The sequence below is a fragment of the Radiobacillus sp. PE A8.2 genome, from assembly GCF_045635475.1.
Taxonomy (GTDB): Bacteria; Bacillota; Bacilli; order Bacillales; family Amphibacillaceae; genus JBJGXI01.
In genome coordinates, this window is sequence record NZ_JBJGXI010000045.1 from 1 (window position 1) to 23,177 (window position 23,177).

The window sequence follows — 23,177 nt, forward strand, 5'->3', positions numbered from 1 at the left end:
ATACCACACTTCTCAACATATGGTGTATTTGCGGAAGTAGATGATGATGATGCATCAGACGACGCAGATGACGAGCTTCCAGATACTGCAACTTCCACTTACAACTGGATACTTGCAGGTGTGATATTCCTAGTTTTAGGCTTAGCTTTTATCATTGTTTTAAAAAGAAAGGATCTACTAGCTAGATTTGGAAAATCAAAAGAATAATTAAATCAGTTGGGCAGTGAAAACTGTCCAACTACCTTATTAAATAGAATTAAAAGTTATTTACTATTATTACAGTAGTAGTCGCTGTGTATTACATCAATAAATAACTGAATATTATGTTAATTTTTGTCGAGTATTAGTGTTTAAGGTGGGTTAATCATGAGGTAAGTAGTACTTGCTGTATTATTAACAACCTAGATAAAAACAATACACATTTTAATCTATATTAGGAGGTTTTATTTTGCATAGGAACATAAAAAAAGTATTAATGGTTTTTATGATTGTGACATTACTTACCCCTTTCATTCCGGTAAATGGTTTCGGAGTTTCATTTGTCAGTGCCAATGCAAGCGATAATGAAGTTTTCTATGTGAGTCCTGACGGTAACGATGAAGGTACTGGAACGAAGGAAGATCCGTGGAAAACACTAGATAAAGCATCACAGGCAACTGCAGGACAAACAATTATATTTTTACCCGGTACATACGAAGGTATATTAAACCCGCAAAATAGTGGTACCGAAGATGAACCGATTGTATTTAAAGCTGAAGAATCTAGAACAGCGAAATTAGTAGGTTTAGATTCAAATTCTCATCATCACGCTATTAAGATAAGAGCTAAAAGTTATATTGAGATTGATGGGTTTCATATTGAACCTCAAAATCCTGAATTCGGTCGTTGGATATCCGTGAATAGTGACACATCGTTTTCAGGCAATAATTGTACGGAAGATCCAGATCCTGGTCAAAAATCATCGCATCTTACAATATCCAATGTATTAATGGAAAAAGCTTTTGGTAAGGGTGCTGGTGGAGCTGGTATCCCTCTTGTTTTTAAAAATGCCAGTCAAGTTCAATTTAAAAACAATACGATGCGTCAATTCCAAGGTGGCGATATGTCATGGTTTGCATGTACTGACCACGTAGTGTTTGAGGGGAATTCAATTAGTCATGCTGGTCACTCGCCATCAGCTTTTTCTCCTTTATACCAATTTAAATCGAACACGTATACCGTAGTTCGAGGCAATGTATACCATGCAAGCTGGGGACGTCCTTTTGAAATGTTTGGAGATCCTCATATGTTAGTAGAAAATAATGTAATCACGCATGCCTATCATGGCGGCATGTCAGCTGGACCCGAAGCTAAGCTAATGATGGAAGATAGTATTTTCCGTTATAACCAAGTATATCGTAACTTTGGTAGCCCGATTAATATTCACTACCAAGTAGCTGAAGCTGATTCGAAGGGTACGAGAATTTACAATAATGTATTCGATGATAACTATACAGATGCTGTTAATATTGCTACGCAAGTGAAAGATTACATGTTTAAAAATAATATCTTTTCTAACAATGACCTTGACGGTGGAAATCGCCAACTTCTAATGGAAGGTGACTCTGAGCATTTCCAATTTATTAATAATGCGTTTTGGGCAGCAGGCGCAGAGGGTGTTATTGATAACACTACAGGTACTGCGTATAGCGTAGATGACGTACAATCTTCGGAATGGGAAGCTGAACATGGTGACCAATTTAGTAATAACATCAATGTTAATCCTAGTTATGTTGATGCGGAAAATCATAACTATGGTTTAACATCTGATAGTCCACTTATTGATGCAGGTACTGCTTTAACGACTGCAGCTTTCGGTGGTTCTGGCGATATGATTTTAGTTGAAGATGCGAAATATTTCTTTGATGGATTTGGTATCGAAGGTGAAATAGGTGACTTGATTTCAGTTGGTGATGCTTCCAATCAAGCTCGCATTGTCAGCATCGATTATGATAACAATCTTATAAATTTAGATCGAGACTTAGAACCATGGAGTACAGGTGATCCAGTAAGTTTAGCATATTCTGGGGACGCACCTGACATTGGTGTCTATGAATATGGTGACGATGCACGTGCTTCTGTAGAAATTGATACAGATTCATTTATTGTTGAGCAAAACGAGCCAATCAACTTTAGTGCAACTGTCCGTGGGCTTACAGGTCCTTTAACCTATGAATGGCGACTTGGTGATGGTACTGTTGCTGATGGAAGTGAAGTAACACACAGTTACGATGCTCCATTTATAAATCAAGATTCTGCAGGTCCATCTGGTTATCCGATCTTTTTAGAGGTTACAGATAGTGAAGGACGTATATTAAATGCAACAAGCTATGTGGAGATAAAAGAACCTAACTATGATGAAAAACCCTTAGTTCACGTGAATTTCAATGAGTTTGGACATGCAACACGTGGTGGAGTACCAAACTTTGATAACGAAGATGCTAATTCTTGGTGGGTATTTTACTTGTCTCGTCCAACGATTGACTTAGAAATAGTAGATGACGGTGAAGGAAATTTAGTAGGGCATTTTATTGCAGATGCAGGTGAAGCTGGAAATGCAAGATATATGCCAGCCGATTGGGACATTGATAAGTATCCTTACCTTAAGTTTAGCTATCGTATTGATCCTGGTATGCCAATCGCAGTTCAATTACAAGGATCTAGTACGATCGAAAATGCGAGAAATGTATATTTAGCAGAGGCAACGGATGCTAATGCTCCAAGTGATATGATCGTAGGTGACGGCGAGTTTATCGATGACGGCCAGTGGCACGATATCACATTGGATGTACGTGCGATCCGTGAGAAATATCCAGAGGTTACTCGTATTCAAGAATTAATCGTAGGTGCTCCAGATCGAAATGATATGAGTGATGGAGATGGCTATTATTTAGAAGACTTCGCTATTTTGCCTGATGTGATAAACAATACGGTAGCGACAGCGACAGCATTAGTGAATGATTCTGAATCAGGTGGTCAGTACTCACAAGATGCGATTGATGCATTACAAGCGTCTATTGACGTAGCGAATCAAGTGTCGATTGAATCTGCTGACTTAGAGATAATTTATAGCACTGTCGACACATTAAAACAGGCTATGGAAGCATTTAAAGCAGAACTGGGAGCTAACCCTAATATGCTTTCAAATGGTGGCTTTGAAGAAGGTACAGACGATTGTGCACAAGATTGGTCATGTAGCTCATATGGTTCAGGATCAATAACTCGTGACTCTTCTGTATTACATGACGGTGAGTGGTCCATTAAGATGACAGATGAAGATACAAATAGAGGGCACTTGATAACGCAAACCGTAGATGCTGAATCAGGTAAGCGGTACGATATATCTGGGTGGTATAAGACGGAAGGAATAGAAGCAAATTCCTATGTTTATGTATTCTTCCAAAATGCTGATGGTGAAACAATCGCAAGTGAACAGTTATGGATTGATAAGCTAGGAACGAATGATTGGGAAGCGATAAATCTAAGAACGTCGATCGCACCTGAAGGAACAGCAAAGGTTAAGATGAATTTCACTATGTGGGCTACACCAGGAACTGTATGGTGGGATCAGGTATCTGTTTTAGGTCCTGAGTTACCACAAACAATTGCTGATGCAGAAGAAGTACTAGATACAGCAGATATTGGAGATGGAGTAGGACAATATCCACAAGCTGCAGCAGATGCACTTGAATCAGCGATTACAGATGCAGAAGCAGCAGTAGGATCCGATCAAGAAACTGTTGATCAAGCTATTGTTACATTGTATCAAGCAATTGATACCTTTTATGCTTCTGAGAATGGAGTAAAAAGAGATGCATTGGAACAAGCAATTGAAGATGCAAATGCTGTAGTATCAGAAGCTGTAATTGGAGATAACCCGGGTCAATATCCATTATCGGCAGTTTTAGGGATTCAAAGCGCAATTGAAGATGCAGAAGCAGTTCTAGCTGATGATTCAATTGATAATACAACCGGGGGCCAAGAAACAATTGATCAAGCAGTGAGTGCATTAAATCAAGCAGTAGCAACATTTGAAGCAGCGGCAATCGCAGGAGATGTAGATACAGCCGCATTATCCAGTTCAATTAGCGATGCAAATTCAAAGGTATCAGATGCTGAAGTGGGAGAAGAAGTAGGCGATTACCCACAAGCAGCGGTAGATGCACTAGAAACAGCGATAGCTGATGCAGAAGCAGTATTAGCAGATGATGAAGCTGACCAAACGGAAGTAGATGCAGCGGTAGCGGCGTTAAAGCAAGCAGTAGAGACTTTTGAAGCAGCGGTTATCCCAGAAACTTCGGAATCACCACTAACTGGTGTAGAAGTTGATCAAGATGATGTATTACTTGAAGTAGATGAGAAAGTAGAACTAACTGTGAAAGCTACTTTCGAGCATGAAAGCTCATCAGATGTGACAGAAGCAGCAAGCTATAGCTCAAGTGATCAAGGTGTTGTGACGGTTACTAGTAATGGTGTATTACAAGCTGTAAGTGCAGGTTCTGCCCAGATTACGATTACGTATAAGGGTAAAACTACTACCGTAACTGTTAAAGTTTACAGCACGTCGATCAAAATAGGTGAATCTGTAGTAGTTGTTCCTGGTGAAGTATTCACTGTTGAAGGTTCATCAGCTAGCATCAAGATGCCTGAAGATTTACCCGCGGGTACAACAATTACAGTGGTGGAAGCAATTGACCTCGAAAATCCTGGATATGAAGTAGCAGGAGATGTGTACACCGTTGAATTCACTTTTCCAGACGGAACAACAGTAGAAGGTAGCTTCACACTAACACTCGGCTATGATGCGGACAAATATGACGCAGATGACGTTTCTATTTTCTACTTTAATGAAGAGACAGGAGAATGGGAGCATCAAGGCGGTGTTGCTGCTGATGGTGTGATCACACTAGAGGTACCACACTTTTCTACGTATGGTGTATTTGCGGAAGTAGATGATGATGCATCACAAGACGCAGATGACGAGCTGCCTGACACAGCAACATCCACATACAGCTGGATACTCGCAGGGTTGATCTTGCTAGGTCTTGGCTTAGCTTTTACCGTTATGATGCGGAGAAATAGAATAGAAGATTAAAAGATAAATATACTGGCTGCTGAGTGGTATTTACCGCTCAGTGGCACTATGTGATCTGCTATAAAAACGTTTACACATGTGGCTGATTAATTTTATTAGCTCAAAGGAGGATTATATGAATAAGAAAAGGTTATTGCTGATTAGTTTTTTTGTCGCAATTTGTACAGTCATCACTATTTTATCCATTAATGTAATTACAACGGTGGCTGAAGAAACCACGGTGAGTGATGAAGGTGTGTATTCCATTGGGTTTGGATCAGCTGACATTACCCCACCGCTTGGAATTAATATGCCTAGTCAAGGTTCACCGACAACGGCACAAGGAACATATCTCCCACTCCAGTCTAGGGTAATGACAGTGGCGGATGGTGAAGATACAGTAGTATTTGTAAATAGTGAAATTTTATATTGGAACAGCAATCATGTTAGTGAATTGCGCCAACTGGCAAGTGAAGAATACGGTCTTGAACCAGATCAGTTGGTATTCAATACCTCACATACGCATAATCAACCTTCCATGTCGTTAAATGACGCTCACACCATAGAAATGATTGAAAAAACAGTCGATGCAATAGGGGAAGCTTTGGATTCTGCACAACCAGCGGAGCTTTCGTTTGGACGAGGAAGTGTTGATTTTACAACGAATCGAAGGAAATTATTCACTTCTGGATATGCCGAATGGGGGATTAATCCTTATGGCACAAATGATAATGAGGTTACAGTTTTACAGGCTAAAAATCTGAATGGCGAAAATATCGGAATGATTTTTAGCATGTCTGCTCACCCTACCGTTATTCGTATACCAGAATATGGTGGAGACTTTGTAGGTTATGCAATGGTCCATTTAGAAGACGAACTCGGTGGAAAAGCTGTATTTTTACAAGGTACTGCAGGCGAAATTAATGTTACAAAACCAAGTGAAAGTAATCCATACCATTCTTCCTTTGGTGATAAACCAGAGCAAGCGGAAGAATTTGGGATCAAGCTCGCTGATGAGGTTAAGGATATTCTGAACAATGAAATGACAAAAATATCAGGAAAAATATGGCATAAGATGGACGATGTTGAGCTTCCATTACTTAATGAACAGGTTGACTTTCAAGGAGAAGAGCCTTTTGAAGGACCTGAAAGAAGAGTTGCGCGTCTTGCGAAATTAATGATGGAGTCTATGGATGAAAATGGGAACTATTACAAAACAAAGAATAGCGAGGTTCAAGTCGTTCGTTTAGGTGAAGAATTTATTTTTGTTGGAATGAATGGGGAAGTGACCTCTCCAATTGGCTCGCGAATTAAAGCGCAATTACTTCCACATTTGACAATGGTTAGCGGTTATACGAATAAAAATATAGGGTACGTCCCGTCCATGAGTATGCTGCAGGAAAGAGGATATGAGACCAATGATGGGCCTTATAGTCCGGAAGCGGAAGACTTTCTTGTTGGTAAGGTAATGGAATTGGTTGAAGAGGGTCGCGTCTTCTTCAGACAATTAAAGGGTGCAGATGATATGCCAGACCCTGATGGTGAAGTACTAGTAAGTGTTGAAGCTAATGATTTTAGTAGAGATAAAAGTGTGTCAGGTATGAGAACCTTTGAAACGCTTGGCCGGAGACATTTAGGTGGTACAAGAGACGGAAGATGGACAGCTTATGAAAATATTGATTTTACCGGAGCAACGGACATTGTTCTCGAGCAATCTACTACGGTTACTGGTGGTAGCATAGAATTAAGACTCGATGGCAAGGATGGACAATTGATAGGAACATACGACGTAAATTATACGGAAGGCTCTCATGAGTTTATTGATAAAGTAAATGTTCCGATTACGAGTGTGGAAGGAACACACGATTTATACCTTGTATACAAAGCAACGCATTCGATTGCAGTAGCTCATATTTATGGTTTTGATTTAATGAAATCAACCGAGGAAGATCCAGTAGATCCAGTAGATACAGAAGCATTATCTAGTGCAATTAACGAAGCAAATAGTAAAATTTCAGGTGCTGATGTGGGAGAAGAAGTAGGAGAATATCCACAAGCAGCGGTAGATGCACTAGAAGCGACAATTGCTGATGCAGAAGCGGTTTTGGAAGATGATGAAGCCGATCAATCGGAAGTAGATGCAGCAGTAACAACGTTAAACGAAGCAGTAGCAACGTTTGAAGCAGCGGTAATTATTGAGGAACAAGATCCTTCCATACCTGACCCAAATGCGGAAGTTCTCGTAACTGTTCAGGCAGAAGATTTTAGCCCTGAAAAAAGTGTAGAAAACATGACCGCATTTGATTATGAGGGTAGTGCACCAGAATATGCTGGTGATAGGCACTTAGGTGGTACAAGAGACGGAAGATGGACAGCTTATGAATCTATTGATTTTACGGGAGCAACAGATATTATTTTTACACAATCTACCAATAAAACAGGTGGAGCTGTCGACTTAAGACTGGATAGCAAAGATGGACAATTAATCGGCTCTTACGAAATTACAGAAAGTGCTGGAACGCATGATGTTGTTGAAAAAGTGAACGTTCCAATTAGTACGGTTGAAGGAACGCACGATCTTTATCTTGTATTTCGAGCATCCCATTCAACAGCGGCGACGCATATTTTTCAATTTGAATTAGTAGCTCGAGGTTCAGGTGACCCAGGCGAGGATACAGTAGATACAACAGCATTGACAAATGCGATTAGCCAAGCAAATGGTAAACTTTCAGGTGCTAATGTGGGAGAAGAAGTAGGAGAATATCCTCAAGCAGCAGTAGATGCACTAGAATCAGCGATTGCTGATGCGGAAGCAGTATTAGCAGATGATGAAGCAGACCAAACGGTAGTAGATGGTGCAGTAACATTGCTAGATCAGGCAGTCGTAACGTTTGAAGCAGCAGTTGTAACGGAGGCACCGGTAGATACATCAGCATTATCAAGTGCAATTGGTGAAGCAAACTCGAAATTATCAAGTGCTAATGTGGGGGGAGAAGTAGGAGAATATCCTCAAGCAGCAGTGGATGCACTAGAATCAGCAATTGCTGATGCGGAAGCAGTGTTAGCAGATGATGAAGCCGACCAAGAGGAAGTAGACGCATCAGTAACAACGTTAAACGAAGCTGTCGTAACATTTGAGGCAACGGTTATTACGGAAATACCAGTAGATAGGGCAGCATTATCAAGTGCGATTGCAAATGCAAGTACGAAAGCATCAAATGCTGTACCAGGAGACGAACCAGGAGAATATCCGCAGGTAGCAGTGGACGCATTACAAGCAGCAATTGAAGATGCAGAAGCAGTATTGGAAAATGCTGATGCAGACCAATCGACTGTGGATGCAGCGATAGCAACGTTAAATCAAGCATTAGAAACCTTTGAAGCAGCGGTTATCCCAGAAACTTCGGAATTACCACTAGCCGGTGTAGAAGTTGATCAAGATGATGTATTACTTGAAGTAGATGAGAAAGTAGAACTAACTGTGAAAGCTACTTTCGAGGATGAAAGCTCATCAGATGTGACAGAAGCAGCAAGCTATAGCTCAAGTGATCAAGGTGTTGTGACGGTTACTAGTAATGGTGTACTACAGGCTGTACGTGCAGGTTCTGCTCAGATTACGATTACGTATGAGGGTGAGACTGCAAGCGTAGCTGTTAAAGTATACAGCACATCGATTGAAACAGGCGAATCTGTAGAAGTTGTTCCTGGAAAAGTATTCACGGTAAAAGACTCAGCGGTAAGCATCAAGATGCCTGATGATTTACCAGCGGGTACTACCGTCACAGTAAAGGAAACAACTGACGTTAAACATGCAGGATATGAAGTAGCCGGTGATGTATATACCGTTGAGTTCACATATCCAAACGGAACTACAGTAGATGGAAGCTTCACACTAATGCTCAGCTATGACGCAGACAAATATGACGCAGATGACGTTTCTATTTTCTACTATAACGAAGAAACGGGAGAATGGGAGCATCAAGGCGGTGTCGCTGCTGATGGTGTGATCACACTAGAGGTACCACACTTTTCTACGTATGGTGTATTTGCGGAAGTAGATGATGATGCATCAGAAGATGAAGATGAAGTTGACGAGCTACCAGACACAGCAACATCAACTGGTAACTGGATATTTGCAGGGATGATTTTCCTAGCTCTAGGTTTAGCATTTACGATTGTTTTAAATAGAAACAATCTATTAGCTAGATTAGGAAGATCAAGAGACTAATGTATTTAAAAGCATCTGGGTGGTATTTACTTCTCAGGTGCTTTTTTAAAAAATAATAAGGGGGTGACTGAAATATAGAATGAATGGAATCAACAAAAATATACAACGTGTCTAAACTTATCACTTAAAAGAGGGAGGGTTTTATTATTGGCTAGAAAAATGAAAAGAGTAGTTATGCTATCGATGATTATAACAGTGCTGCTACCGTTAATTCCTTATAGTAATCTTACATCTGTAAGCGCTGTTTCAGGTAATCTTACGTTTTATATAAGTCCTGATGGAGATGATAGCGGAGTTGGAACAAAAGAAGACCCGTGGGGTTCTTTTGATCATGCGATCAGTATGCTTAGCCCAGGTGATACATTAGTTCTTCTGGATGGCACATACGATGACGATAACACAGGGTATATATCTTATGATTGTAGTAATAACGCACCAAATGGTACAGAGGCTAATCCTATAACGATTAAAGCTGAAAATGAACGTCAGGCATGGATTGATGGAGATGGATCTGAGAATGCAATTCGAATCATTGAGTGTTCTTACATCAACATTGATGGCATTTATGCTAGTCATGGAGACTATCCAGACGGCGAAAGTCAAATTATCAGAATTAGTAAATCCGATCATATCAATGTCAAGCGCGTATTGCTTAACCATGCAAACCGTTATGAAAATAGCAATGGTATAGGAATACAGCTAAGTAATAATGTGCTTATCGAAGAAGCTGAGGTATATGACTTTCACCGTCATGGCATTTCTGCATATCAAAGTGAAAATGTTATTATACGACGATCATACGTGAATGGTCGACAAGCTTCTGATGTTTCTGGTGGGCATGGATCACATGGCTGTTGTAAGAATGGCGGGGATGAAGGATTTTCTTTCTACTTTACCTCTAATAGTATTGTTGAAAACTCCATCTCTGTAAATAGTGAAGGTCTATCGATAATAGCCGGGATTGAAACGGTTTTAGGTAATCCTGGAGGAACAAATAATCAGATGCTAGGAACAATCTCGTATAAAGATTTACGAGCAAGCTTTGTACAATCACGAAAATTTGCTCCACATCAAAACATGGGTCCGCATACCGGACCAGCAGATAACACGTTAATTAAGGATTTTCTTGTTGTAGGTGGCGAAGAAACAACTTCATTTACACCAAGAGCCTCGGCAAAGATGACGATTGAAGGAGCTACGTGGATTAATTCTAAACTAACGCCGATGAATACAATGCCTGCTAGTCAAAGTTTAAATAACAGACCGAACTATTTCCAAGGTTGTGATAACTTTGGTGGCTGTGACTTTGATATATCTAACGTACTTTATTTGGACAATAGCTATACTTCTGAAGCAGAAGCGAGTGGAGCTTTATTACTTGTTCCTGAACACGATGATTTGGATTTTGTACTAGAGTATTCGAATGCGTGGAGCAGCTCTGATCCTGAATTAGGATTTAATGTAGCGGAGGATATAGCAGACGACTCTGGTAAATACCAAAATTCAGGCCAAATAGAACCGACCGCGATGGGACTTGAACAAGGGAAAGCTATCGTTTTTGTGCCTGAGATTTCGAATATGAGTGGTGCTGGTAAAGATGGAGCAGATATCGGTGCTAACATTCTTTACCGATATGTTGATGGGGAGTTAACGGATGAACCATTATGGGATCCGATTACAGGTGAGTTTCCACGCGGGGCTATTGTTGCAGGAGTCAATGATGTGCCAGGCGATTCCCTTTTTGACATTCATCAACAGCTAAATGTTAATTATAACGGTGTGACACTACCCTACAACGAAACAAACTTAAACGAAACGGTAACAGTTGCCAAAGAAGTGATCGCAGCTGCCGATATAGGGGAAGAGGTTCATCAGCATCCACAATCAGCAGTAGATACGTTAGAAGCAGCGATTGAAGCGGCAGAAGCGTTGATTGCTGATGGATCGGTTACAGAAGCTACCTTTGGCGAAGCTGTAACAACCTTAAACGAAGCGATTGAAGCATTTAATAATCATGTGAACGAGTTACAAACAGGTGGATTAGAGCAGGCGATTACTGCGGCTAACGAATTAGTTTCAGAAGATGTCGCGGGAGATGAGCCGGGCGACTACCCACAAGTAGCAGTGGATGAATTAGAAACTGTAATTGCCGATGCAAAAGCAGTATTGGCAGATGACGATGCCGAGCAAGCGGAAGTAGATGCGGCCGTATCGGCGTTAAATCAAGCAGTAGTAACATTTGAAACGGCGGTTATCCCAGAACCTACGTTAACCGGTGTAGAAGCTAATCAAGATGATGTGTTACTAGAGATTGATGAAGCATTTGATTTGGCTGTTAAGGCTGTTTTCACGGATGAAAGTTCAGCGGATGTGACAGCGGAAGCGAGCTATAGCTCAAGTGATGAAAGTGTTGTGGCGGTTACTAATCAAGGTGCACTACAGGCTGTAAGTGCAGGTTCTGCTCAAATTACGATTGCGTATGAGGGCAAAACAACTATTGTAGCGGTTAAAGTATACAGCACTACAATCCAAATAGGTGAAGCTGTAGCGGTTGTTCCTGGTGAAATATTCATTGTCGAAGGATCCTCTGCTAGCATCAAGATGCCTGATGATTTACCAGCGGGTACAACCGTAACAGTGGTAAAAGTGACTGACATCGAACATGCAGGTTATGAAGTAGCCGGTGATGTGTACACCGTTGAATTCACTAATCCAAATGGAACAACAGTAGAAGGAAGCTTTACACTAACGCTAGGCTATGATGCAGACACATATGACGCAGATGACGTTTCTATTTTCTACTATAATGAAGAAACAGAAGCGTGGGAGGAACAAGGTGGTGTTGTTGCGGATGGTGTGATCACACTAGACGTACCACATTTCTCTACGTATGGTGTATTCGCAGAAGAAGATCCTGCTGGCAGTCCGAATGAGAATGAAGACGACTCACCAGGGGCAGACAATGACCAGGATGAGCTTCCAGACACAGCAACATCCACTTACAACTGGATGCTTGCAGGGGTCATATTGCTAGGTCTTGGCTTAGCCTTTACCGCTAAGTTGCGGAGAAATAGAATAAAAGAGTAAAAGAGAAGTTTATTAGCTTCTGAGTGGTATGTGCCACTTAGAGGCGGCGATCATGTCAGATGTTATTTAAGTTTAACAAGATAAATTATTTTTAGCATTTGAGTCAATTTCATAATCACCTTATGCAGATAGCTAAAAATAATTATTATGAAATTGACTAATTTACATGGATGAAATCATGTTTATTTCATCCACAGAACATCATGAAAACATACTTTGAAAACTAAATAACTATAAGAAGGTGTTTGGATGAATGTAAGGAAAATTAGTTTCATATTTTTGATGTTTACGATGATTTTTACTACCTTACCGGTTGGAAGCATAATAGCTACTGATACAGTGAGTGCCAACACAGGAAAGCTTAGCTCTGGTGATACGTATTACATTTCACCAGATGGTGAAGACAGTAACGAAGGACAAACTAGGGTTCAACCATGGAAAACATTTGATCATGCAATTCCGAATCTACAACCTGGGGATACCCTTGTCATGTTAGATGGAACGTATACAGAAGATACGACAGGATATTTCCGTGCAGACTGTAGTATTGATTCCGGGTTCGCAAGTAGTTTGGATGGAGACAATGAAACCCCAGGAGATCAAGCTGAGTCATGGCGAGATCGATTAGCAGGTGCTCAGGCAGTCAATGGAACTGAAGAAGAAGCAATTACAATCACAGCTGATAATGAGCGTCAGGCTTATGTTCAAGGTGATGGTTCCATTACTCCGTTTATGATTTATCGTTGTGCAAATTGGGATGTTAATGGTATTCATGTAAGCTCAGCTGATAATCCTGATGGTGAGGATGGCGATGTTTTTAAAGTGCAAGAGGTTAATAATGTTAACTTGAGAAGATTAATTGTCCATCATAACAACCGCCACCTTAATTCGTCTCTTATTGCTGTGAATACAAGTGACAATGTTCTTGTGGAAGAGAGTGAATTATACTACTTCCATCGAAATGGACTTAGTGCCTATCAATCCGATCATGTTATCATGCGTCGAAATTATATCAATTCAAGAGGCTTCTCAGATATTGCTGGTGGATATGGGTCCCATGCGATTTCTCGTGACGGTGGGGATGCATCAGCAGTATTTTACTATACCGCCAACTCAACAATTGAAAATACGATTAGTGAGAACAAAAATGAGAGCTTCAGCTTAGGTATATCTGGTTTTAGAACAGCTTCTGGTGAAAATTCAGGAAGACATAACAGTTTATATGGTTCTATATCGATGAATGATAACCGATCAGGGTCATTTTCACAGTCACGTGAACGACTCAACAATTCAGATCCTGAAGCAGGAAAACCTGTCATTGATCAATATGTTGAAAATTTCTTAGTGCTTAATGCAGCTAAACGAGGTATAAGTGTAAGAGCTGGTAAAGAACTTCAGTTTAACAATATGACCTTATACAATGTGCAGGAATATGAAGGAAACGGTGCATTTCATATAAATGGTGACTATCAAAAAGTTGGTAATACCATTTGGCCATCCTGTGATGATATCAATGGATGTGATCACGATATTAAAAACTCACTATTTCTCGATAATCCAGGTGCTGTCATTACAACTAGTGGTACAGAGGATTGGAATGTTCAGCATTCTAATTTCTGGAATAACGGCAGTATTGGTACAGAGGAAGCAATTGAAGATGATTCAGGTAATATTCAGCATTCACAACAAGTTGAGCCTAAGGGTATGGGGTTAGAAGCTGGACAGTGTCTCGTCTATATTCCTGAGGATTCAAACATGAGTGGTGCTGGTGAAGATGGTGCCGACATTGGTGCGAACATTTTATACCGATATCAAGACGGTGAATTAACAGACGAACCACTTTGGGACCCGGTCACTGGACAATTCCCGCATGGAGCAATTGTTGAAGGGCTTAATGATATTCCAGGGCAATCTGCTTTCGACGTTAATGAGCGTTTAAACGTGAACTATAATGGTTGTACACTACCATACAACAAAACAGAATTAAACGAAACGCTTACAAATGCCAAAGAATTGATTGCAACGGCAGATGTTGGTGAAGAGGTAGGTCAGCATCCACAATCAGCGGTAGATACTTTAGAGGCAGCGATTGCGAACGCAGAAGCGTTGATTGCTGATGGATCGGTAACAGAAGCTTCCTTTGGTGTAGCTGTTACAACCTTAAACGAAGCGATTGAAGCATTTAATAATACTGTTAACGAGTTACAAACAGATGGATTAATGGATGCGATTGCTGCAGCTACTAATCTAGTAAAAGAAACTGTGGCAGGAGATGAGCCAGGCGATTACCCCCAAGCAGCAATAGACGCATTACAAGCAGTAATTGCTGATGCAGAAGCAGTAATGACAGATGACGATGCAGGCCAAGCGCAAGTAGATGCAGCAATAGCAGCATTAAATCAAGCGGTAGCAACATTTGAAGAAGCGGTTATCCCAGAACCAATGTTAACCGGTGTAGTAGTAAATCAAGATGATGTATTACTAGAGGTTGATGAAGCATTTGACTTGGCTGTTGAGGCTATTTTCAAGGATGAAAGCTCATCAGATGTGACAGCAGAAGCAAGCTATAGCTCAAGTGATGAAGGTGTTGTGAAGGTTACTAATGAAGGGGGAGTAAAGGCTGTAGGTGTAGGTTATGCTCAAATTACAATTATATATGAGGGTGAAATAACTTCTATAGCGGTAAAAGTATACAGCACTAGGATCGAAATAGGTGATCCTACAGAGGTTATTCCAGGCAAAGTATTCACAATTGAAGGCTCATCCGCTAGTATCAAGATGCCTGAAGACTTACCAACGGGTACAACCGTTACAGTGGTGGAAGCAATTGACATTGAGCATCCAGGTTATGAAGTAGCCGGCGATGTGTACACCGTTGAATTCACTTATCCAAATGGAACTAGTGTACAAGGAAGATTTACCCTAACACTAGGCTATGATGCAGACATATATGAAGCGGATGAGGTTTTTATTTTCTACTATAATGAAGAAGCTGAAGCGTGGGAGAAACAAGGAGGTGTTGTCACGGGTGGTGTGATCACACTAGACGTACCACATTTCTCAACGTATGGTGTATTTGCTGAGGTAGATAATAAAGAAACTGAAGAAAAACCATCTAAGGACGACGATGGAGCGGATCCCTCAGGTGATTATGGGGATAAACTTCCAGATACAGCAGCTTTCACATATAACTGGATGTTAGCTGGTATGATATTCCTAGCACTAGGATTAATTTTTATCTTAATATTTAAAAAAACAAGCTTATTTGCTAATTCAAGAGAATAATAATCTTTGAAAAAGGGTGCCATAAAGTCATTGTATAATGATTAAGGGAGGCACCCTTTTTTATCTATGCATGTGTCTATTTCCGAGCGCCAGAAACTAGGCGACATCACGAATCACCTTACGATAAGTCCTCATCGATTCAGTTTTTATCGAAGTCGACTTAGAGCAGAATTTTCGTCCAATGTCGACATACCCTTATGCAGTGATATGATTCCTTTATCTTAGTCGATTCGCTCCAGTCACTACGTTTCTCGGGTGGCGCTTTGCGCTTTTCTTATCTCATAGTATTCTAATCATTTAGTTTATTTGTGGATTATTCCAAATTATTATCATTATATTTTTTGGCTCTTTTCGTAGAGTTTGTTGTTTTTTATGTCACATTTGAATTAAACTGCGACATAGTGCTCGAGATTTTTGCTCACGCGTCTAGCTATACCAACAGCAAAGGTGCTAACCGGATTGAGCGGCCATATAAGCGCTTATTTAGCTTAAATTTTCAATTTCGATGATTTGACGGCCACCACAGCACTTATTTACCGATATCAACTCGTTGAAACAACAAATTCATCCAAATAAGTGCGCTGGTGGCCGCACAATTCTAATAATGCCTCATTTGTCGCAGATAAGCGCAGTAGTGGCCGTCATCGACTCATCGACAGCAGTACAATGCCTCCTCCATTGCGCCTGTTTAACACTACGTCGGAGTTTAGTTATTTTGCGCATTAACAACAATCTCTTAGAAAACAGCCTATTTTTTTTACTTACTTACTTGTTCATTGTTTTACTATTAAAAAAGGATACGGGAAAATAATATTCTGTAGACAACATTCAAGTTCAATATGAAGGAATGTTGTTTCATTATCGTGTGAAGAGATAGTTCTTAGTTTATTAATGTATTTATGAAGGTGAAATGGCACCATAACAAGCTTAACGAATAAATAAAAGCGTAAATATTGGAATAGTAAAGGCTAGAATTTTATCAAATTGTAAAGCGAGCGCTCTTTAATGATTTACTATTCCCAATGACGGACATTGTTAAAAGAACAAAATATAAGCAGGCGACTTTTTTAGATCGATATTACCTATTGATTTGCTGTGCGATAGCCATTTTATGATATTATTTCGTTTTGCATTTTTCTGATTTTTCTTTATAAAAAGACAGTTAATAGACTTGTCATTTTATAAATTTTACTATAATCTTATGTACAACAAGTATTTTAAATTGGTTGGATGTACTACAACAATTATCACGTAAGTAATATTCTACACAAATATATTCTCCAATACTTATAAAAAATGAATTATTAATTTTAAAATTTTTAATTTACTTACTATTACTTAGAATATAAGTGCAGATTAGAGATAACTTCATGTTTTATAAATGAATTAAGAAGGAGGAGGCTTAATGGTTAGGAATGCTAAAGTATGTGCATTGTCACCGTATCCTTTGGAAGTAGAAGAACATGATACTTCTGCACAAATTGTATCCAAGATGAAGAACCATTGGACGAAGTATTTGGAGTTGGTAATGACTGATCAACCAGACCTAGTTGTGTTACCGGAAATGTGTGATAGACCTGTAATCGCTGATAAAGAACGACGTGAACTGTATTATGAGGAAAGAGGAGATCAAATCCTAGAACTATTTGCAGAAGCAGCTAAAAAAAATAAATGCTACATTGCTTATTCTGCATTTAAAAAAATGCCAGATGGAACAAAGCGAAATTGTACACAGTTACTTGATAGACAAGGGGAACTAGCGGGCATTTATTTTAAAAATTTCCCTACCGTTGGAGAAATTAATGCTGGAATTGTGAGTGGTACAGAACCAGTAGTTGTTACATGTGATTTTGGTACAGTTGGTATAACTATATGTTGGGATTTGACATTTGAAGAACTACGATTAGCTTATGCGAAGCTGAATCCAGATATAATTATTCATTCTTCACTTGGACAATTTGGTTTAAGGCATAACTATTGGGCGCTTACGTGTCGCTCATATTATGTTGGTGCAATAGCTAGGAAAGAAGCTCAAATATTGTCTCCATTAGGTGATTTAATTGAAACCAGTACTAATTACACGCCATTTGTAACAAAAACGATTAACTTAGACTGTAAAATGATTCAGAGATTTACTGTGAAAGAGCATTTTGACAGAATGCTAGAAATAAAGAAAAAATATGGAGATAAAGTAAAGATGAGGTATCCATCTTCGGGGGAATTAGGGACATTTCTTCTTTCTAGTGAAACTGATGAATTTACTGTTGAAGAGATCATAAGTGAATTAAATGTAAGAACATTTGACAATTTAATTGAAGAGAACATAAGAATTAGAAATCAGCAATTGTTAGAACTTACTAACTTCACTTAATTTATATTGTGATTAAGTGAAAAAAATTTCTATTATAAATAAGTTAGAAAGCGCATACAAAACAGAAAATTTAAAATGTTTGTACAAGCTATGTGGAGCATTATAACAACGCGTGGAATTGATTTCTATTTGTCTAGTAAAAGTTGAACAATCAAAATAGAATAAAGAAGTACATTCGAGGGGGGCTAACAGAATGAAATCTGAACTTAACCAAGAGGTTGACGTTAGAATTAAAGCCAAAAAGAACAATCATATTAAGAAACTTTGGAAGGATCGATACATCTATCTCCTTTTGTTACCAGGCATTTTATTTTTCTTAGTTTATAAATATTTGCCTATGGGTGGATTAATTATCGCCTTTCAAGATTTCAGTCCGTTTCAAGGATACTTTGGTAGTCCGTGGGTCGGATTTGAACATTTCCAACGTATATTCAATACAGATGAAGTGTTACAAGTCATATGGAACACGTTAGTGCTATCTTTCTTGCAAATTTTTGTATCTTTCCCAGTATCAATAGTTTTAGCTCTTATGCTAAATGAAGTGAGAAATGAAGTGTACAAACGAACAATCCAATCGATTATCTATTTGCCTCACTTTCTATCTTGGGTAATCATTGTAGGTTTATCTGTTATTTTCCTTCGTGGTGAAGGGATTCTAAATAGTGTTTTCACCTCATTTGGATTTGAAGCCATTCCATTTTTGACTAGTGAGGATTGGTTTAGACCATTAATCACGCTGCAAAACATTTGGAAAGAAAGTGGTTGGGGGACAATCATATTCCTTGCTGCAATGGCTGGTGTAAGTCCTCACCTTTATGAAGCGGCCATGATCGATGGCGCCAACAGATGGAGAAGAATATGGCACGTTACATTACCAGCTATACGAAGCACCATCATTATCTTATTGATTCTAAAATTAGGGAATGTAATGGAATCGGGTTTTGAACACATATTTTTAATGCTAAACCCATTTAACAGAGACATTGGTAATGTATTAGATACATTCGTTTATTTTAAAGGGGTGCAACAAGCGGATTATAGCTTTGCGACAGCGGTTGGTTTGTTTAAAGGCCTCGTAGGATTAATCTTGGTTGTTGGTGCCAATAGACTGGCGAAGCGTTTCGGAGAACAAGGACTTTATTAAAAAGTTCAAATAGAATACAAACAGGGGAGTGACACTCAATGGGACATCAAACACGGTCCGAAAAAATATTTGACATAGCTAACTACGTTCTATTAGCCGTTATCGCTTTTATTATGTTTTTCCCATTACTTTATGTATTTTCTGTATCGTTTTCTTCTATGCATGACTTTATTACAAAAGACTTTATTTTGTGGCCAGAAAATTGGGAAACAAAAGCTTATCAATATATCTTTGGAAATGATCAGTTTATTCGCTCTATCTTTGTGAGTATATATGTGACAATTGTTGGCACGTTTATTAACTTGTTCTTTACTTCGACAATGGCATATGGACTTACACGTAATGCACAAGGGCAAAAGTTCATTTTGATGGCAGTAGTATTTTCATTAATCTTCCAAGCGGGGATGATACCTACTTATCTTATCGTAAACAATACAGGTTTAATGGATACAACGTGGGCATTAATGTTACCAATTGCAATTGCTCCTTTTAATTTAATTGTAATGCGTCAGTTTTTCATGAATATTCCGAATGAACTGACTGAATCGGCACACGTTGATGGAGCAAATGAACTACAAATTTTTTGGAAAATCATTCTACCATTATCCAAACCAGCATTGGCTGCTATCGGATTATTTTATGCAGTAAACCATTGGAATAACTATTTCCATGCCATGCTATATATTACCGATCCGGCGAAATGGCCAATACAAGTTGTGTTAAGACAAATGGTAATCACGCAAGACATGACAATTAACCCAGAAGAAATCTTCCAAGGGGCGCCACCACCGCCAGAAACAATACAGATGGCAGCAATTATAGTAGCAACTATACCAATATTAATTGTTTATCCATTTCTACAAAAGCACTTTGCTAAGGGGGTGATGCTAGGAGCGGTAAAGGGATAAACATCTATTGATGGACAAAAGTTTCAATTAAAATTATAATAGGGGGTTTTAAAATTGAAATTGAAAAATCTTTTGTATCTTTTGGCAATCTTGTTTTTAACGATAGGGTTAGTAGCTTGTTCCAATGGTGATGAAACTACTAATAATGATAATGAAGGCGATAAAGGGTCAGAAACGGAAAACACAGATAATGAGGAACCAGCAGAAGAACCATCAGAAGATGACACAACATATACCATTACTGCTCTAGATTTCAATCCAACGGCTGTAGCCAAGGATGGACCTGGTGTTGCAATGATCAATGAAAGATTCAATATCGATTATCAGGTTGATATTGCATTGAAGGATGGATATAAAGAAAAATTAACCACTACTTTTTCAACGGGAAGTATTCCTGATCTAGTTGGATTTGAAGGTGGAGATGCGAACTATGTTAAATATGCGAAACAAAACGCTTTCTTACCATTAGATGATTATATTGATGATTATCCTACACTACAACGTGTACCTGATGCAATTTGGGATAGTTTGAGAGTAGATGGTAAAATTTATGCAATCCCTAACTATCTTAACCCGGCACCACAATCAACAGCTATCCGTACCGATTGGTTAGAAAATTTAGGTTTAGAAATGCCAACGAATTATGAAGAATTAAAAGAAGTTGCTCTTGCATTTACAAATGATGATCCCGATGGAAATGGAGAAGATGATACGTATGGTATCTTGACAACTGTAGGGCCAAATAACATTTTCCCATTCCACGCACAAGGACCTTATTGGGATCCGGAAACTTATTATACTAAAAATGAAGATGGAAACTTCATCCCTACTCGTATAGGCGATGGATGGAAAGAATTAGTTACAATGTTCCATGATTTATATCAAGAGGGAGCATTGAATCGAGATTTCCACACACTTTCTACACAAGACGGTAATACAGAGTTTTATTCTGGTAAAACGGGAATTTGGATTTTCAGTATTTGGACAGGATTTGATGAGTATGCTAGAACGCTTGTAGACTTAGAGCCAAATGCTTCTATTGCGCCAATTCCAGCGTTCGAAGATCCAACAGGCAAAACAGGTTGGAAAATGAATAGAGGTTACAGCTCACTAACTACACTTTCGGCTGAATTAGCTGGTGATGAAGGTAAAATTAAAAGAATCCTTGACATGATTGAGTTTGGTAGACAGTATTATCCTGAAGAAGAACAAACACCAGATAATGAGGATTTCGATTGGATCCAAGGTAAAGAAGGTCAAGGCTATAGTATGGTAGATGGAAAAGCAGAACAAGTTGAGACTGCTTCAGCAGACGGTTTAGCACCAGAACATTATTTACCAGATGCAAAACCATATTTGCCGGAAGAAGCAAATCCTTCTGAATGGAAAAATCTTCAAACAGAAGTTTTACAAAATGCAGGTCAAAAGTTTGAAGAAATGCACAAGCAGCAAGACTATTTCTATCAAAAGAGACTATTAGTTCAATCTCCAACAGAAAATGAACTTGGTCAAGAATTGAAGCAATTCTTAGTTGATGAGCATGCAAAAATGATCGTTGGCGAACGTCCGCTATCTGATTGGGATGCTGTTGTAGAAGAATGGTATGCAATGGGCGGAGATAAAATTGTTGAAGAATACAATCAAGCCTTTGAAGAGCAGGACTTAGTAGACTTTGATGGTTGGATTGAAGTAGGCGAATAATAGAAGTTATTAGGGGTTTGGGAATTTAACTTCCCAAGCCCTTTATTTCAAATATACCTAGTTAAATGAAAAGAATAAGATGTTTTTTATTATCAAAAAAAAATCTTTTTAAAAGATTTAGTCAATTTCATAATACTGATTTTTAGCTACATGCTTCCATATATAGTCTGATTAAACCGTCTCCGAACTATATATGGAAGCACATAGCTGTATAAGGTAATTATGAAATTGACTCAGATTACATATAAATTTTTTCTAATTAATAATTTTGTGATTTTCAATATTATATAAATCTATCAAGTTAAGTAGGATTCGGGAGTGATAACATATGAACATATTGGTAACCATGCCTCGAGGTCACGTTCGAGAATCGTTCATTCCAAATAATATAGCTAAACAGTTAGAATCACTAGGTAAAGTAACATGGAATCATAAAACAGAACAATTCAAGACTGAAGAATTCCGAGAGAAGTTAATGGATGCAGATGTTTGTATCACAGGATGGGGTTGTCCTAAGTTTGATAAGCAAGTATTGGAAGATAATAATAAATTACGTTTAGTAGCACATACAGGCGGATCAGTTGGAGCAATCATGAGTGACTACTTATTCGAAAAGAATATTAAAGTAATTAGTGGTAATTATTTATACGCAGAGTCTGTTGCAGAAAGTGCTATTGCTTATATGCTATCTTCCTTACGTAATATTCCATTCTACAGTAGCGAAATGAACGCAGGTCGATGGTGGTCGAACGATTCCCCAAGTGAAGGATTATTTGAACAAAGAGTTGGACTAGTTGGATTTGGATTGATCGCTAAAGAGGTTGTTAAGATGCTAAAACCTTTTCGCAATGAAATTCTAGTGTACGATCCATATATAAAAAAAGACGATTTGGCTTTGTATAAGGAATATGCCGTAAAGGAATCAACTTTAAAAGAAATATTCTCGACCTGTAAGATCATCTCACTTCATACAGCGCTAACTCCTGAAACTCAAAAAATGATTAACAAGGAGTTACTAGAATTAATTCCTGAAGGAGCTATTCTAATTAACACAGCTCGAGGCAAGCTAATAGACGAGAGCGTTCTAGAATTAGAATTACAGAAAGATAGATTTAAAGCTGCGCTCGATGTATTCGAAGAAGAGCCGTTACCTGAAACAAGTAAGCTAAGAGGACTAAATAATGTTATATTAATGCCGCATAAGGGTGGCCCAACCGTTGATAGAAGAAAACATGTTACAGCTGCATTAATAATAGATATTGTTAATTTTTTCAATAATAAGCCTATGAAGAATGAAATTACTTTTCAGTATGCAAGTACAATGACTAGGAAGCTATAAT

10 protein-coding genes are annotated in these 23,177 nt (G+C 38.7%); all 10 read left to right on the plus strand.

Annotated elements, in window-relative coordinates; genetic code table 11:
- Positions 1–207 (plus strand): LPXTG cell wall anchor domain-containing protein (locus tag ACI6MV_RS19550; RefSeq protein ID WP_407272002.1); only part of this gene is annotated, 207 nt, incomplete at its 5' end.
- A gap of 241 nt (positions 208–448) precedes the next feature.
- The gene (locus tag ACI6MV_RS19555; RefSeq protein WP_407272003.1) at positions 449–5,134 is read left to right on the plus strand and encodes a right-handed parallel beta-helix repeat-containing protein; all 4,686 of its coding nucleotides are present in this window, start codon (positions 449–451) and stop codon (positions 5,132–5,134) included.
- Positions 5,135–5,249: 115 nt separating this feature from the next.
- The gene (locus ACI6MV_RS19560) at positions 5,250–9,341 is read left to right on the plus strand and encodes a carbohydrate-binding protein (RefSeq protein ID WP_407272004.1); all 4,092 of its coding nucleotides are present in this window, start codon (positions 5,250–5,252) and stop codon (positions 9,339–9,341) included.
- 159 nt (positions 9,342–9,500) lie between these two features.
- Positions 9,501–12,428: a chondroitinase-B domain-containing protein gene (locus ACI6MV_RS19565; protein ID WP_407272005.1), complete on the plus strand. Its 2,928-nt coding sequence runs from the start codon at positions 9,501–9,503 to the stop codon at positions 12,426–12,428.
- A 249-nt stretch (positions 12,429–12,677) separates the two neighbouring features.
- On the plus strand, positions 12,678–15,713 hold the full coding sequence (locus ACI6MV_RS19570) for a hypothetical protein (protein WP_407272006.1): 3,036 nt from the start codon (positions 12,678–12,680) through the stop codon (positions 15,711–15,713).
- A gap of 1,405 nt (positions 15,714–17,118) precedes the next feature.
- The gene (locus ACI6MV_RS19575; protein WP_407272007.1) at positions 17,119–18,084 is read left to right on the plus strand and encodes a carbon-nitrogen hydrolase family protein; all 966 of its coding nucleotides are present in this window, start codon (positions 17,119–17,121) and stop codon (positions 18,082–18,084) included.
- A 193-nt stretch (positions 18,085–18,277) separates the two neighbouring features.
- Positions 18,278–19,228 carry an ABC transporter permease gene (locus ACI6MV_RS19580; RefSeq protein ID WP_407272008.1) on the plus strand — a complete coding sequence of 317 codons (951 nt, stop codon included), beginning with the start codon at positions 18,278–18,280 and terminating at the stop codon, positions 19,226–19,228.
- A 38-nt stretch (positions 19,229–19,266) separates the two neighbouring features.
- Positions 19,267–20,136: a carbohydrate ABC transporter permease gene (locus ACI6MV_RS19585; protein WP_407272009.1), complete on the plus strand. Its 870-nt coding sequence runs from the start codon at positions 19,267–19,269 to the stop codon at positions 20,134–20,136.
- Positions 20,137–20,190: 54 nt separating this feature from the next.
- Positions 20,191–21,837 (plus strand): extracellular solute-binding protein, encoded by a 1,647-nt coding sequence (locus tag ACI6MV_RS19590; protein ID WP_407272010.1) that lies wholly within the window; start codon positions 20,191–20,193, stop codon positions 21,835–21,837.
- Positions 21,838–22,165: 328 nt separating this feature from the next.
- The gene (locus ACI6MV_RS19595) at positions 22,166–23,176 is read left to right on the plus strand and encodes a hydroxyacid dehydrogenase (protein WP_407272011.1); all 1,011 of its coding nucleotides are present in this window, start codon (positions 22,166–22,168) and stop codon (positions 23,174–23,176) included.
- Position 23,177 lies beyond the last annotated feature (1 nt).